14 protein-coding genes are annotated in these 15,429 nt (G+C 41.3%); 2 read left to right on the top strand and 12 right to left on the bottom strand.

Annotated features, from left to right (window positions below; translation table 11 throughout):
* Positions 1-37 precede the first annotated feature (37 nt).
* From fsa to J2S78_RS01055, 3 genes are all read right to left on the bottom strand, one after another.
* Complete coding sequence (fsa, locus tag J2S78_RS01065; protein ID WP_306895479.1) at positions 38-676, bottom strand: fructose-6-phosphate aldolase; 639 nt, start codon at positions 674-676, stop codon at positions 38-40.
* 113 nt (positions 677-789) lie between these two features.
* The gene (gene fba / locus J2S78_RS01060) at positions 790-1,653 is read right to left on the bottom strand and encodes a class II fructose-1,6-bisphosphate aldolase (protein ID WP_306895477.1); all 864 of its coding nucleotides are present in this window, start codon (positions 1,651-1,653) and stop codon (positions 790-792) included.
* Positions 1,654-1,906: 253 nt separating this feature from the next.
* A complete protein-coding gene (locus J2S78_RS01055; protein ID WP_370871495.1) occupies positions 1,907-2,275 on the bottom strand; it encodes a response regulator in 369 nt (122 codons plus the stop codon).
* A gap of 180 nt (positions 2,276-2,455) precedes the next feature.
* Here J2S78_RS01055 and J2S78_RS01050 point away from each other — a divergent pair, with 180 nt between their 5' ends.
* Positions 2,456-2,971 carry a DUF2529 family protein gene (locus J2S78_RS01050; RefSeq protein ID WP_306895472.1) on the top strand — a complete coding sequence of 172 codons (516 nt, stop codon included), beginning with the start codon at positions 2,456-2,458 and terminating at the stop codon, positions 2,969-2,971.
* A 418-nt stretch (positions 2,972-3,389) separates the two neighbouring features.
* On the opposite strand, the gene pyrG is transcribed toward J2S78_RS01050, so the two are convergent.
* The 3 genes from pyrG to J2S78_RS01035 all read right to left on the bottom strand — a co-directional run bounded on the left by pyrG (position 3,390) and on the right by J2S78_RS01035 (position 8,276).
* The gene (gene pyrG / locus J2S78_RS01045; protein ID WP_306895469.1) at positions 3,390-4,991 is read right to left on the bottom strand and encodes a CTP synthase; all 1,602 of its coding nucleotides are present in this window, start codon (positions 4,989-4,991) and stop codon (positions 3,390-3,392) included.
* 220 nt (positions 4,992-5,211) lie between these two features.
* The gene (gene rpoE, locus J2S78_RS01040; protein ID WP_306895466.1) at positions 5,212-5,697 is read right to left on the bottom strand and encodes a DNA-directed RNA polymerase subunit delta; all 486 of its coding nucleotides are present in this window, start codon (positions 5,695-5,697) and stop codon (positions 5,212-5,214) included.
* A gap of 473 nt (positions 5,698-6,170) precedes the next feature.
* Positions 6,171-8,276 (bottom strand): (Fe-S)-binding protein, encoded by a 2,106-nt coding sequence (locus tag J2S78_RS01035; RefSeq protein WP_306895463.1) that lies wholly within the window; start codon positions 8,274-8,276, stop codon positions 6,171-6,173.
* A 233-nt stretch (positions 8,277-8,509) separates the two neighbouring features.
* On the opposite strand from J2S78_RS01035, the gene cls reads away from it, so the two are divergent.
* Positions 8,510-9,715, top strand: coding sequence for a cardiolipin synthase (cls, locus tag J2S78_RS01030; protein WP_306895462.1), 1,206 nt, complete (start codon positions 8,510-8,512; stop codon positions 9,713-9,715).
* Between the two features lie 286 nt (positions 9,716-10,001).
* On the opposite strand, the gene J2S78_RS01025 is transcribed toward cls, so the two are convergent.
* The 6 genes from J2S78_RS01025 to J2S78_RS01000 form a co-directional block, all read right to left on the bottom strand.
* On the bottom strand, positions 10,002-10,790 hold the full coding sequence (locus tag J2S78_RS01025; RefSeq protein WP_306895460.1) for an alpha/beta fold hydrolase: 789 nt from the start codon (positions 10,788-10,790) through the stop codon (positions 10,002-10,004).
* A gap of 58 nt (positions 10,791-10,848) precedes the next feature.
* Positions 10,849-11,028: a XapX domain-containing protein gene (locus tag J2S78_RS01020; protein ID WP_125560430.1), complete on the bottom strand. Its 180-nt coding sequence runs from the start codon at positions 11,026-11,028 to the stop codon at positions 10,849-10,851.
* A 218-nt stretch (positions 11,029-11,246) separates the two neighbouring features.
* On the bottom strand, positions 11,247-12,917 hold the full coding sequence (gene argS, locus J2S78_RS01015; RefSeq protein WP_306895457.1) for an arginine--tRNA ligase: 1,671 nt from the start codon (positions 12,915-12,917) through the stop codon (positions 11,247-11,249).
* Between the two features lie 4 nt (positions 12,918-12,921).
* Positions 12,922-13,359: a YwiB family protein gene (locus J2S78_RS01010; RefSeq protein ID WP_306895455.1), complete on the bottom strand. Its 438-nt coding sequence runs from the start codon at positions 13,357-13,359 to the stop codon at positions 12,922-12,924.
* Positions 13,360-13,501: 142 nt separating this feature from the next.
* On the bottom strand, positions 13,502-14,038 hold the full coding sequence (locus J2S78_RS01005) for a phosphatase PAP2 family protein (protein WP_306895453.1): 537 nt from the start codon (positions 14,036-14,038) through the stop codon (positions 13,502-13,504).
* A 298-nt stretch (positions 14,039-14,336) separates the two neighbouring features.
* The gene (locus J2S78_RS01000) at positions 14,337-15,317 is read right to left on the bottom strand and encodes a cyclodeaminase (protein ID WP_306895451.1); all 981 of its coding nucleotides are present in this window, start codon (positions 15,315-15,317) and stop codon (positions 14,337-14,339) included.
* Positions 15,318-15,429 lie beyond the last annotated feature (112 nt).

Raw genomic sequence — 15,429 nt, 5'->3', positions numbered from 1 at the left:
TGTTCATTCGAAAACAAGCAAGTATCAACAAAGAAGACTAGCGGTTTTCCCAATCACTAAGAAATTTTTCAATACCTTGATCCGTTAATGGGTGCTTAACAAGTTGATGAATGACCTTTAATGGAACCGTTGCAATATGCGCACCTCTTCTAGCAGACTCAGACACATGAAGCGGATGACGAACCGATGCGGCTATGATTTGTGTATCAAGTCCGTGTTCGTTGAAAATTTCTGATATTTCACTAATTAAGTCAAGTCCATTGTGGCCGATATCATCTAAACGGCCTAAAAACGGGGATACATAAGAAGCCCCAGCTCGAGCCGCTAGTAAAGCCTGAACAGATGAAAAGACGAGCGTTACATTTGTATCAATATTTTCCTCAGATAACGTCTTAACCGCTTTCAACCCTTCTAACGTCATCGGTACTTTAACCGTAATATTCGGAGCAATCTCAGCCAACTCACGCCCTTCGGTTATCATACCGGATGCTTCTGTCGAAATGACTTCCGCACTGACTGACCCTTTTACAAAACGAGTAATCTCTTTCAATCGTTCTTGAAAGTCAGCACCTTCTTTGGCTACTAAGCTTGGGTTTGTTGTCACACCAGACAATACTCCTAATTCATGCGCTTCATGTATCTGTTCAAGATTGGCCGAATCAATGAAAAATTTCATATTCTTAGTCCTCCCGAATGAACAAAATTTTTCCTTATAAAGGGAAGAGTTAACAGACGCAACAGAAAAAACTGGTGCGTTCTATTAACTCTTCTTTAGGATGATTTACTGCATTAAGCGCGGTTTGAAGAACCGAATTCTTGCATTTTTGCTTTTACTGTTTCTTTCACTGCATCGCGAGCCGGGCCAAGATACTTACGTGGATCATAAAGTTCCGGCTTTTCGTCCAATGTTTTACGGACAGCTGCTGCAGAAGAAATCTGACTTTCTGTGTTTACATTGATTTTTGCGTGACCATAACCGATTGCTTTTTGAACATCGTCAGCAGGGATTCCTGTTCCACCATGGAGAACAAGAGGAATTCCGGCAAAGCTATCGATTTCTTTCATACGATCAAATCCGAGATTCGGCTCTCCCTTATAAGGACCATGGACGGATCCAAGAGCCGGAGCAAAACAATCAACACCTGTTTGCTCAACTAATTCTTTACATTCAGATGGAATAGCGTAAGCCGCTTCTGCATCTTCAACGACAACGTCATCTTCTTGTCCACCAATTCTACCAAGTTCTGCTTCAACAGAAACGCCGACAGAATGCGCCACTTCTACTACACGTTTTGTTAAAGCAATATTTTCTTCAAGTGGATAGTGAGAACCATCAATCATAACAGAAGTGAATCCAGCACGGATTGCTTCAACACACTTCTCGAAACTAGAACCATGGTCGAGATGGATAGCTACAGGTACAGTAACATTATAAGCTTCCATAAATGATGTTACCATATCTACGACTGGTTTAAAGCCGCCCATGTAACGAGCTGCCCCTTCAGATACTCCGCAAATAAGCGGTGATTTTTCTTCTTCTGCCGCTTGCAGGATACCTTGAATGAATTCCATGTTATTCAAGTTATACTGCCCGATAGCATAGCCGTTCGCTTTTGCCTCGTCCAGCATTTCTTTCATTGATACCAATGGCATTAAAAAATCCTCCTTAAAATATATAATGACTTAATGGAATAATTCATTCAGCACCTCGAAAGACACCTGTTCGGTTTTCCGATTCTTTTGCGACGTTGAGGAAAGCGTCACTTATGTAACAAGGCACAAATAGTATTCTCCATTAGTTTCTTGATTCATTATAGCACATCATAAAATATTTTCACCTACACAGAACGGAAAAGTTAAAACATGCTCTATTTATTTCAATTTCTTTAATAAAGTGTGAAAAGTGTTAAGATAGCTGGTTCTCGATTTTATTTCTTACTTCATCTATATCAAACGGTTTAGATATATAGGTAGAAGCACCTAATTTTTGAGCTTCATTCATCATGTTCAACTCTCCATAAGCTGTCATTAACATAACCTTTGTATGAACAGACAACTGTTTATTTTCCCGTTCCTGCAAAATTTCAACGCCGTCCATTCCAGGTATTTTCATATCTAAGAGCATCAAGTCAGGCTCTTCTTTTTCTAATATATCTAAGGCTTGAATGCCATTAGAAGCTTCCATTATTTTATACCCATCTTTTTGCAGTATTTCTTTTAATAGCACTCTTATACCATATTGATCATCTACAATTAAAACTTTACGCACATACATCCCCCTCCCTTTTTCAAAAAGCCCTTCATTATCAAGTCGTCACCATCCCGCCTTAAATTCTTCCATATTTATCTTCTTTTTTCCTTCTAAAGTTTTGAAGTGATTTTTATTTTTTTCAAAAAATGTCGTATATCATCTATAATATGGGATAGATTGATTTTCTAGAAAGGGGTGACAACCTTGAAAGTATTTGCAACCCAATTACAAGGTGTTTTTAATAAAGTTTTGGAAGAAGAGGAAGCGGTTGAGGATGGAAGCCGTCTGTTAGCCCAAGGCCCCGGTGGAACAGGAACGTTATGGATCAGCGGGACAGCTTCCATGGAAGGAAACGCAATTACACTCGCCTCACATCCTGATGCCCCGGCCGGAACAAAAGTGCTCCAAAACAGTGGACCAACACTCCCTAACTCTAACGATAGAGTTCTCGTCCTAGCAGAAAAAGGAGAATCGTTGACTACGATCGTAACAGATTTAAAAGAAAAAGAAGTTCCCGTTGTCGTCATTGCCCCATATGCAGAGGGAGACGGTGAAGTAGAACTTGAACCGACCGATGTTTGGCTTCACACCCATGTTAGGGGCGGCATTGTCCCTGATGCAGATGGCAATCGTATGGGATCTCCATCCGCACTATGCACTCTATTTGCCGGTCAGCTTTTATTTATGAATATGAGGGAAATGTTAGAAGAACTTGATTGAGCGCAAGTGCCCTGAATAATGGAAGTTCGGCTAAGAACGCCACGTCCTGAGGCAACACCGAATGGACCTTCGTCCTGTAGGCGTTCGTGTGGATTTGAGCTGGCCCCGAAAACGTCGACATTTTATATTATCTAGTTAAAGAACTATTATTTTTCGAGGTGGAAGGACATTTGTTTCGTTATTTTGGTTGGAAAAGGAATAATGGTGAGAAACAAGTCAAATAACGGATTAAATGTCCGCCGCAGCTTCTCTACTCTTCGTTTCTGCTACGAAAATCGCCGCGCGCCGTTCAAACCACTGACCTGTTGATTTTCACATCCGACTTTTTTTACGAGGATGTCCTCAGCTTCACTTTCGCAAAAAACTCCACATTTTATACATAAAAAAAGAGCGGATGCGAGATCCGCTCTTTTTCCTGCTATTGGTGTTCAATTGATGCATTTATAAACTCTCGGAACAATGGCTGTGGTCTTGTCGGGCGAGAAACAAATTCCGGGTGAAACTGTGAAGCGACAAAATACGGATGATTTTCAAGCTCAATAATTTCAGCAAGCCTGCCATCCGGGCTTGTCCCACTGAAAATAAAACCTTGCGCTTCTAACGTATCTCGATAAGCATTATTGAATTCATAACGATGACGGTGTCGTTCATAGACCACTTCGTCTCCATAAGCAGCTCTTGCTTTCGTATTTTCCTTCAATTTACAAGGATACAATCCTAAACGCAGGGTTCCCCCCATATCCTCTACTTCTTTTTGTTCAGGAAGAAGGTCAATGACTGGGTCCTCTGTGTCAGGGTGCAATTCAGCTGAACCTGCTCCACTCAAGCCAACAACGTTACGAGCAAACTCAACAGATGCAAGCTGCATTCCAAGACAGATACCGAGAAAAGGAATATTATTTTCTCTAGCATACTTTATCGCTGCTATTTTTCCATCCATGCCTCTATCTCCAAATCCTCCAGGTACCAAGATACCATCAGCATCTTTTAATTTTTCAGCGATTGTATCTTCTGTTACTTCCTCGGAATTAACCCATTTAATATCAACGTATGAGTCATAGGTATATCCGGCGTGCTTCAAGGATTCTGCTACAGATAGATAAGCATCTGGAAGAGATACATATTTTCCAACGAGCGCAATCTTTACCCGTCCGGATAAATTCTGAACCTTTTCAACAAGCATTTTCCATTCTTCCATATCTGCTTCTTTTCCATTTAAACTCAAATAGTCACAGACAAACGTATCTAGCTTTTGATTCTGTAAATATATAGGAACTTGATAGAGGGTATCTGCATCAGGTAATTCAATAACTGCATCTTTATTTATATCACAGAATAAAGCAATCTTTTCTTTCATGTCCTGTGGTACATCACTTTCGGTACGAACAACAATCACGTTGGGCTGAATTCCTAAACTGCGAAGTTCTTTCACGCTGTGCTGTGTCGGTTTGGACTTAATTTCACCAGCCGCTGATAAATACGGGATAAGAGTGCAATGAATATACATGACATTTTCGACACCTACATCACTCTTAATCTGACGTATTGCTTCAAGGAATGGCAAGCTTTCAATATCCCCGACAGTACCGCCTATTTCTGTAATGACAACGTCCGCTCCTGTTTCACGACCAGCTCGGTACACACGTTCTTTAATTTCATTCGTAACATGAGGAATGACCTGAACCGTACCACCAAGATAATCTCCGCGGCGTTCTTTACGAATAACGGAAGAATACACTTTACCTGTTGTCACGTTGCTATTTTTACTAAGGTTAATATCAATAAACCGCTCATAGTGTCCAAGATCAAGGTCCGTTTCTGCTCCATCATCTGTAACGAATACTTCACCGTGCTGATAAGGGCTCATTGTGCCAGGATCCACATTAATATAAGGATCAAACTTTTGAATCGTGACGCTGAGCCCCCGATTTTTCAATAAACGTCCTAAAGCTGCGGCAGTAATCCCTTTCCCTAAAGATGATACAACCCCTCCGGTAACGAAGATATACTTACTTGCCATGTATTCATCTACTCCTTCTATTTTTAAAATCACTCAACAAAGCACTTGAAGTACTGGTATTTTCATAAAAAAAACAAAAGTGACACCACACCCTCGGAAGGGGGCGCACTTTCGTTTTACGTTTGTCTTATATATTATAAACATATATAAAATAGATATTTGTTTAAGCCCAAAAATGATTTTACCGAGGCTTTTTTTAAAAGTCAAGTACGAAAAAAGCTTAGTACGTGTCATCGTCCGATGTTTCTGGGACGTCTGAATCAAACCCGCCCAACGGTTTTGTTTTTTCTTCATCTTCTGCATTTTCTTCATGCGATAATTCGTCTAATTCATCTTCAATATCTTCAAAGTCATCATCAAAGTCTTCGTCACCAAAATCATCTAGGCCGTCATCCTGATTTTGTTTTTTCGCTGGAGCTTTCACTGTAGTACTTAAATCTTCATCCGTTTGATCCAATGGATACCAGTTACGGAGACCCCAATGGTTTTCACCTAGATGAACAAAGCGTCCGTCTAAATTAATGGCCGTAAAAAGCTTTGTCCGGCGGTTTCTTTTCTCATTTTGGTCCAATCCTTTGAGATCCGAAATACGATCAATCAAGCTTGAATAATCGTACGGCTTACTTTCGTCTTCCAGTAGAATATGGGCCAGTTCAATCGCTGACATTTCTTCGATTTGTTCTTCATTATAATCGGAGATGCTCACGGCTTCCACCCTTCCTTTCCATTACCTATACATATTAATTAGGATATACGGGTAAACTCTTCGTACATCCTTAATTATTGAAAAATCTAAACGCAAAAGTAACGTTTCAAAATCATACTTTTCATTATAAACATATTTGCGTTATTTATGCTAGCGTTTTTCAAAGGATTCAGAGTGTCGAATTCCGGCTTTCTCCTACATAAGATGTCGTTTTGTATCACAAGGCTCTGAACCAACCGTGCAGTCCGGACGGCTAGGTACTTGCGCTAAGCATGGAAGACGAAAAATATACTTTTCTTCCTATTTTAAAAAGTTTCTTGCCTACTAAAACAAGTGAAAATGCGGAAAAAAGAAGGTCATCTCCTTTCATTCCGCATTGTTTGCGCCTAAAGAAAACGCTTTCCTCATCCTCAAAAATACTTGATTCCACCCGAAAAATCAAACGTTTTTTAGATAAGACCATTTATCACAAGCTATCGTGTTGTCAGCACCGTTTTCTGATCAATAACGGAACGCTCCAATATTTCAGCAATGTCCATCGTCTTTACATCATCTTCCACTTCTTTCGCTTTCGTGCCATCTGACATCATCGTTAAACAATAGGGACAGGCACTTCCAATCATAGACGAATCCGTTTCCAACGCTTGTTCTGTACGGGCGACGTTTACCCGCTGGCCGGCTTCTTCTTCCATCCACATCATCCCGCCGCCTGCCCCGCAGCACATGCCGTCTTCACGATTTCGCTCCATCTCCACTACCGTTAAACCAGGAATTGATTCTAAAATATCACGCGGCGGATCATAGACTTGATTGTAACGACCAAGGTAACAGGAATCGTGATACGTGATTGTTTCCTTCACCTCATGACGCGGTGTAAGTTTACCAGAACGAACAAGCTCCGCTAACAGTTCTGTATGATGATAAACTTCTACCCCCTCAAGACCGAACTCGGGATATTCATTTTTAAATGTATTATAGGCATGAGGGTCAATGGTCACTATTTTATTGATACCGTTTTTCTCAAACTCACTAATATTGGCAGCGGCAAGCTCTTGAAATAGAAACTCATTGCCAATACGACGCGGGGTGTCTCCAGAATTCTTCTCTTTATTTCCTAATATTGCAAAGGTGACACCTGCCTCATTCATTAGTTTTGCAAAGGATTGGGCGATTTTTTGGCTTCGCTTATCATACGACCCCATCGAACCGACAAAGAACAGATATTCAAACGTGCCTTCTTGTTTCTTCACTTCTTTTACAGTAGGCGCACCGATATCTTCACGGGTATCCCGCCAATTTTCCCGTTCTTTTCGATTAATTCCCCATGGGTTCCCTTGGCGTTCAATGTTCGTCATGGCGCGCTGTGCCTCAGGATCCATTTTTCCTTCCGTTAATACCAAGTATCGCCGTAAATCAATTATTTTGTCCACGTGTTCATTCATAACAGGACATTGATCCTCACAATTCCGACAAGTCGTACAAGCCCAAATTTCTTCCTCCGTAATCACATCCCCAATTAAGCGAACATCATAACTAGCTGCTGCTTCTTTGGCCCCCATACCTTGCGCAGCCCATTGGTTTCCGTTCGTATTCCCAAATGCATACGCCGGCAACCATGGAGAACGAGATGTTACCGCTGCCCCTTTTTCTGTTAAGTGATCACGCATCCGCAGCAACAAATCCATTGGAGACAACATTTTTCCGGAACCGGTCGCCGGACACATATTGGTACAACGCCCGCATTCCACACAAGCGTATAAATCGAGTAATTGTTTTTGATTAAAATCTTCTACTTTACCGACTCCAAACTCTTCTTTGTCTTCCTCTTCAAAATCAATCGAATGCAACTGTCCAACTGGGTGTGTCCGACCTAGCCAAACATTAGCAGGTCCTGCAATCAGATGAGCATGCTTTGATTGAGGCACATAGACTAAAAAGCTGAGCAAGAACAATAAATGAGCCCACCAGAATACAAAGAATAATATCCCCGCCGTTTCTGTTCCAAATAAAGATGCTATCGCAGCAATGGTTGAAGTCATCGGTTCAAACCAAGAGAATCCTTTGTCGAGCCAGATCATTTCCATTCCTTTTGCAATTAACTTTGATGTCATCAATCCACCGATGAAAATAAGAACCAGCCCGGCTTTCCATCCCCGTTTCAGCCGTACTAATTTTTCCACATAACGTCGATAAAATGCCCATATGACTGCTGCTAAAATCATAAATACAACGATTTCCTGAAATAAGGTGAAAACTGGGTAAACTGGACCTAATGGCAGATGAGAACCAATCGCAAGACCCTTCCAAATAGTATCAACAGCGCTGAACTGAACGAGCAGAAATCCATAAAAGAACATGACATGAATGATTCCGCTCTTTTTATCTTTTAACAATTTTTTTTGACCAAATACGTTCGTTTTCACTGCTTCCCAACGTTCCTTTGCTGTTTGGTCAAACTCAGCTTTTTTCCCCAATCTAATGTAGGTATATCTCGTATAAACTAACCTTGCGAACAAAAAGACTGCGTAACCCGTAACCATTAGAAATGCTGCCCAATTTATCATAACGAATGTTTCCATGTCTAAACCCCTTTCTCGTTAAAATGGACAAATACACACAAAGAAACCGTTTACTTTTTAACTGACTATTTCAGCTAGTTTGTAAATGAATATGTCTTCAGTATATCAAAAAATGTAGTGAATGAACATTCAGTCATTATATTTTTTGTTTTCTTTTTAAATCATCTCTAGAATATCAGTTTCCCGGGCACTCTAACTTGTACATTATTTTTTACTTAGGAGGTTCTCCCAATATGGTGATAATTTTCAATATATTTCTTCTTCTGATTATTGTTTATTTTTGGCTTCGCCTGGACTTTTTATTGGGGGAAAAAAATCATATACTACAACAAGAAACGAGTCCTGTCATGTATCCAGATAGATGTTCTAATGTTGCATGGTTTGATACTGGAGAGGACTTCTATCAAGCATTTTTTGAAGACATCCAATCCGCGTCAGACAACGTGCATGTTTTATTTTATATATTCCGAAACGATAGTATTGGAAGTCAGCTGATTGACCTATTAATCGAAAAAGCCTCAGAGGGTGTAACCATTAGAGTGCTCATTGATCGAATCGGCGGAGGGATGAACCGTGAAGGAAGAAATAGATTAAAAAACGCCGGCATTCATTTTTCCTATTCTCAAAAAATAAAATTCCCATATTTATTTTATTCCCTAAATCGAAGAAATCACCGGAAAATCACCATTATAGACGGTAAAATTGGTTATATAGGCGGGTTTAATATTGGTGATGAATACTTGGGACGTGATTCTAAGTTGGGGTTTTGGCGCGATTTTCACTTGCGTTTTGATGGGGAAGGTGTTCAAGATTTACAAGCTCAGTTTTTACAAGACTGGTCCCGCGAACATAACCAGGACACATATCGGCAGGAACGCTACTATCCAAAGGCTGCCGAAGGAAAGCAACGAACCCATTTCGCTTCTACTGATGCCAAAGGATTAGAACAATCTTTTGCAGAAGCTATTCAACAGGCCAATCACTATATTTACATCGCCAGTCCTTATTTCATTCCTGGGTCAGTGATACAAGATACTTTACTCACGTCCCTTAAACGAGGTGTGGACATAACGATTCTTCTTCCAGAAAAACGCGATCATCCTCTTGTTAAAGAAGCCTCGTTCTCCTATCTTGAAGAATTGTTACATGCAGGAGCCAAAGTGTACCACTTTCAAGATGGATTTTATCATGCGAAAGCACTTCTGATTGATGATTCCTATTGTGATGTAGGTAGTGCAAACTTTGATCTTCGCAGTTTCCATTTGAATAACGAAATGAATACGTTAATATCCGACTCGACCTTATTCCATACCGTAAAAGATACAATCGAAGAGGACATGAAGCGTTCAACCCGTCTTACAATCAAAGACCTTAAAGACCGTCCTTTTTCGACACGTTTTCGGGAAAAAATCGCCTCATCCATCGAAAAATTGCTATAAGAAAAACGGAATCTGGTAACCAGAAATTCCGTCCTATGTGCAGCCGCAATTTTTTAAGAGTGTGCTTCTTTCCACATCCGCTGCAGATGGGACGCTTTCCGCAGGCATGGCCTCTTTGAAGAAAGTTCAGCTATGGACGGCATGTCCTGCGCCGACGCCATAGGTAGAGGAGGTTCGGTCAAAGCCACCCCTCAACATATTATGCCCCCCTATCTTATAAAGCAAAGTAAAAAACTGCTTCGAATAGTGAAATTGCCACTATATTCGAAGCAGTTTTTTTCGTGAGTCACATACCGGTATTATTGTTCAGGACAGCAGCAAAACGATGGACGATGGCATTGTATTCATTTGGCTGCAACGTTGGGACTTGGTGTCCGACTTTTTCAACCATGACAACATCTTTTGGGGCATGACTCGCGTATTTATAAAAAAGGTACTGGTAATAGTGAACATACCAATCCCTCATTCCATAAATGAGCAAAAGCGGCACTTGTAGTTGTGGCAGTCTGTGTGTACAAGTGTAATGAAGACCTGATTCGTATAAGGACTTAACGAGCGGGGCATGACTACGTTGAATCGTATCAGCAATAGCCTGACGATGACTGGTTGTATGAGCATTCGAATAGGACAGTATTTTAGCTAATACACCCATCCATTCTTTTTGAGCCAACCATATACCCGTATCAAATTCGCGCTCCAACAGGGTTGTACATACTTCTGGAAAACCACCAACCGTAACAACACCTGCCGTTCGTTCCGGCCAGTTCAAAGCAAACTCAAGTGCTACCGAACCGCCACTGGAATAGCCGCATAACACGACCTTTTTTACCCCCAGTTCATCCGCTAAATGATACAAATCAAGGGCCCACTCAGAAATCGACAACGTACCTTTGCCGTTATTGCTGAAACCATGCCCTCTGGCATCCATTAACACTACTTTGTAGTCACGAGAGAGCTTTTGTTGTTCTTGAAATGTCGCAGCTCCCATGGCTGGAGGATGAATAAAAAACAAAGGAAGTCCATGCCCCCATGTTTGATAATGCAATGTTGCTCCTTGCGATGTAAAAAACGGCACCAGCCATTCACCTCATTATTTATAACTTCATAAAACTATTGTTTAAGGCTCACAACCTTTATCCACTTCCTCCTTGAACCCAAAGGAGGATCCACTCATAAATTTTATAGCCAAGAAATATCCCCACAATGCCCATAACCCCGGCAAGTGCAGGCGGAGCAGGAATAGGCAGTCGTACTAAAGCAAACAAAATCCCCACACCAAGTCCCGTTAATAAAGATAATAATGCTTCTTGCATTTGTGTCACACCCTTCTTTCTACTATGTATCATCGTGAACATTTTATTCTTCATTGCTAAAAAAAGCGAAAGCGCCCTGGATAGCGGAAGTTCGACTGGACGCTGGATCCTAAAACGCCAACATTTTATTTTTCCCTATCTTATAAGAAAAACGGAGCTTTAAAATAAAACAAGAGAGTGTCCCCGCGGCGGGTAACAGCCCTCTTGTTTCGTTTTATCTACATTTTTTCCGGAGCTTGTACACCTATTAGCCTCATCCCATTTTGTAAAGTGGTCTGCACCGCTTTCACTAAAACAAGACGAGCTTGAGTTTTTGCTTGATTTTCCTGATCCACCACTCGTTCCGCATTATAGAAACTATGAAACGCAGAAGCCAACTCATGCAAGTAGTTAGTCATCCGGTGAGGAGTGTACTTGTCCGCTGCAAAAGCAATCGCTTCTGGAAACTCACCAACTTTTTTCAAAAGCTCAAATTCTTTTTCTGTCTCAATTAAGCTTATATCTGCATCTGGATCATAGCTATATCCCTTCTCTTTTGCCTGTTCAAAAATACTGCACAAACGCGCATGTGCGTATTGGACGTAATAAACCGGGTTTTCATTCGACTCGGATTTAGCCAGATCTAAATCAAAGTCAAGATGCGTGTCGGCACTTCTCATCGCAAAGAAATAACGAGTCGCATCAATGCCGACCTCTTCCATCAAGTCCTTTAACGTAACCGCTTTGCCGGTACGCTTACTCATCTTCACGCGTTCTCCTTTTTCATACAAATTCACCATTTGTATGACTTGCGTTTCCAACTGAGATTTATCAAACCCTAATGCCTGAACAGCCGCTTCCATTCTAGGAATATAACCGTGATGATCGGCACCCCATATGTTAATCACCTTTTCAAAGCCGCGTTCAAATTTATTTTTATGATAGGCTATATCAGGCATCAGATACGTATACGTGTTGTCATTTTTGACAAGTACACGATCTTTGTCGTCTCCGTAGTTACTTGACTTAAACCAAACCGCACTATCCTCTTCATAAACTTCTCCACTGTCTTGGAGAAGCTTTAGCGCTTCTTCAATTTTGCCGCTTTCATATAAGGATGTTTCCGAAAACCAAACGTCAAAGTCAACTTTAAAATCATGCAGATCTTGTTTTAACTTGTCCATTTCTCGTTTCAAACCATACTCCCGGAAAAAAGCTAGTCGTTCTGCTTGATCCATATCGACAAAGGTTTCTCCATGTTCAGCTGCTAGCTCTTCACCGAATGCTTTAACATCCGCACCTTGGTATCCTTCTTCGGGCATCGTGCTCTCTTTACCAAGCGCTTCCAAATAACGAGCTTCCACAGAGTACGCTAAGTTTGCTATTTGATTACCGGCATCATTAATGTAATATTCGCGAGTAACATCAAAGCCTGCCTTCTCTAGTATGTTACAAAGTGTATCGCCCACCGCGGCACCACGTGCGTGCCCCAGATGCAAATTCCCCGTCGGATTAGCAGATACATACTCCACCTGCACTTTTTTATTTTTGCCGAAATCCGTTTGCCCATATGATTCTCCTGCTTCTAACACAGCCGGAATGACATTTCTCAAATAACCGTTGTCCATGAAAAAATTAATAAACCCAGGTCCTGCGATGTCTAGTTTTTCAACAGAAGCCCTGGATGTATCAAAATGATTGCTTATGTCTTCGGCAATAAGACGCGGCGCCTTTTTTGCCACCTTTGCCAGTTGCATTGCCATATTGGTCGCGAAATCTCCGTGTTGTTTGTCCTTTGGCGTTTCAATAATCACTTCCGGGATATCTTCTTTGGAAGCAAGGCCGGCTTTTTCCACGGCAGCGGTGATTTCTTCTTTGATTTGTTCTTTGATTTGTTCAACGACGTTCATATGTTCATGTATCCTCCTCAATCGAAATAGTTACATCATATCTTCCAGCCACAGAACCCTGTAACGTCAGGTCATAGCCAAATTGAATGCGGCCTGTGCTTCCGCTGTCAGACCACATAACTGCCACTTGATCCGTTTCAGCTTCCGTTATTAATTTACCGTATGGTGTTTCATAGGTGCCTTCCGTCCGTTCTCCACTTAAATAGCGTTGGCGCATAGATACCGGACCGGAACGAATAACGGTAAGTTCCCTCTCCCCTATTTTCAGCACTGTCGATACTTGGCCAATATCGTCAAGGTCTTCCTTGAAATTGACATAAGTATAGTTACTTTTTTGATAGACGTCCCCTTTTGCCTGCAGATTGACCTGATCTTTTTCTCCCTGTTGTTGAATGTTTGTTGTCATTTTTACATCAACCGGCGTTTTTAACGTTTCTGTCATTTCTATCCGCTCCCCCTGCATAATTGGGTTTTCTCCGTATAAAAAGTGTAGCGATTCCGTCTGCCTTACGCAAGATGAAAACAGTCCTTCTTTGATAGAAATATATGTAGAAACCTATTTTCGTATTCTTAGAAAACATAGATTACGGAAAGTGACGGGTATATGAAGGAGTAAAACGGCTTCTTCTCTCTCTTCTGTTCCACACCTTACTTATACATGCTGTCACCACAAACCCAACCAGTAATCCTGCTAACACATCCATTGGATAGTGATGCCCGACAAACACGCGGGAAAATATAACAAAAAGGGCCAGCACAAAAGCTGTCACTCCTAGTTTTCTATGAACGAAAAACAATATAACAGAACATACTCCCATAATAACAGCTTGGTCACTCGGAAACGATGGCGAAGTACTACGTTCTATTAGGAGTGTTACATCGTGAGTGCTAAAAGGCTGCGGGCGGGAAACGGCAGTTTTCACTATATAATTTATGCCCAAGCTTACAAGCAACGATACGACACCGATGAATCCCCAGCTCCGCTTTTTAGTAAATAGTAGGCTTATTATGATAAGAATGACGATAATGTATCCGGCAGATGAAAGAAAACGCATCATCGCATCAAGCCAGTTCCAATTACCCGCCAGTTGGTTAATCTGCTCGAATAAAAATAAATCCATACATTCACCTTCTCTGTATGCTTTCTTCTATTATACAACAAAGATCTTTCTTCTGGATAATTATTTCTGAAAACACTCTAGAATATCGCGAACTCCTCCTCGATACCGCTCATAAATTCACGCAACTCGATTTGGAGAAAGATCCATGAACCTTACGGAAAAGGTACCGTATTGATTCGGACTGTCGGAGAGATCAAGCGGCAACAGCAGGGCTTCCCTCCACCCCATATTCGGCCGAACCGAGGGTAAAAAAAGAAGCCATCTCCACTTTGAGATGACTCCCATTCCATCATCATTATTATTCAAACAGTGTCCCTTTGCCAGCATCTCTCAAGCTATCGTAGGCATAAACTGCAATTGCCGTATCCTGCACCCCTGTTCCGGTGAGATCACAAAACGTGATTTGGTCCTCTGTCTTTCTCCCTTCTGCCCTACCAAGAGACAAAGCACCGAGTTCGGCTATTTGGCTGGTCTCTTTCACTACACCTGCGTCTTTTGCATGATGATATTCTCCAAGTCGGAATACCTGGTCCTTTGAATCACAAGCTAACACATCGACTGCTCCGAGCACACTTGGGTGTATTTCATTCTTTTCCTCAGCATCGGAACCCATCGCTGTAATGTGCAAACCAGGATGCAGCCATTCTTTTTGAATAATAGGTTCCTTTGCCGGCGTGGTTGTAATGACAACGTCACTGTTCCGCACGACATGTTCGGGATTTTCAGCAGCCGTCACTTTTACCCCAATGGTTTCTTCCATCTCTTTTATATAAGAATCTATCCGCTCTTTTTTGCGGCCATAAACGAGCACCTCTTCAATATCACGAACCATACTAAGAGCTCGAAGCTGATACCTTGCTTGTGTCCCTGTACCAATAATCCCTGCCGTTTTTATCTTTTTATTTGCTAAATGGTCAGCTGCCATTCCTCCAGCAACCGCTGTTCTCACATCTGTTAAATAGCCATTGTCTTGAAGAACGGCTTCCGTAAAACCTGTCTCTGTATTAAAAAGAAGCATCATTCCGCTCAAGCTCGGGAGCCCTTTATCCGCATTGTTAAAAAAACCGGAAGAAATTTTTAGCGCAAACATATCCAACCCTTTTACATAAGCCGTTTTTACATCAACTTCCCCATTATTTTCGGGAATATCTACACGCAAAATCGGCGGCATTGTCACTTCCCCTTGCTCGAGCTTTTGAAATCCTTTTTCGATTAACTCCAGTGCTGTTTTGTTCACATCTACAACTTGACGGATATCTTTTTCGGAGAAAATAAACATTTCCATTCACTCCTTTCTTTATTCATACTATCCCTTTTCCACCTATTATATTAAACCTAAATCATAGAATAATTGACTCGACTTATGTATAATCTGATGAAAACGCTATAAT

The sequence above is a fragment of the Salibacterium salarium genome (genome assembly GCF_030813635.1).
GTDB classification, from domain to species: domain Bacteria; phylum Bacillota; class Bacilli; order Bacillales; family Marinococcaceae; genus Salibacterium; species Salibacterium salarium.
Note: the sequence above shows the minus strand (reverse complement) of the source record. Positions and strands in the feature narration are given on the sequence as shown.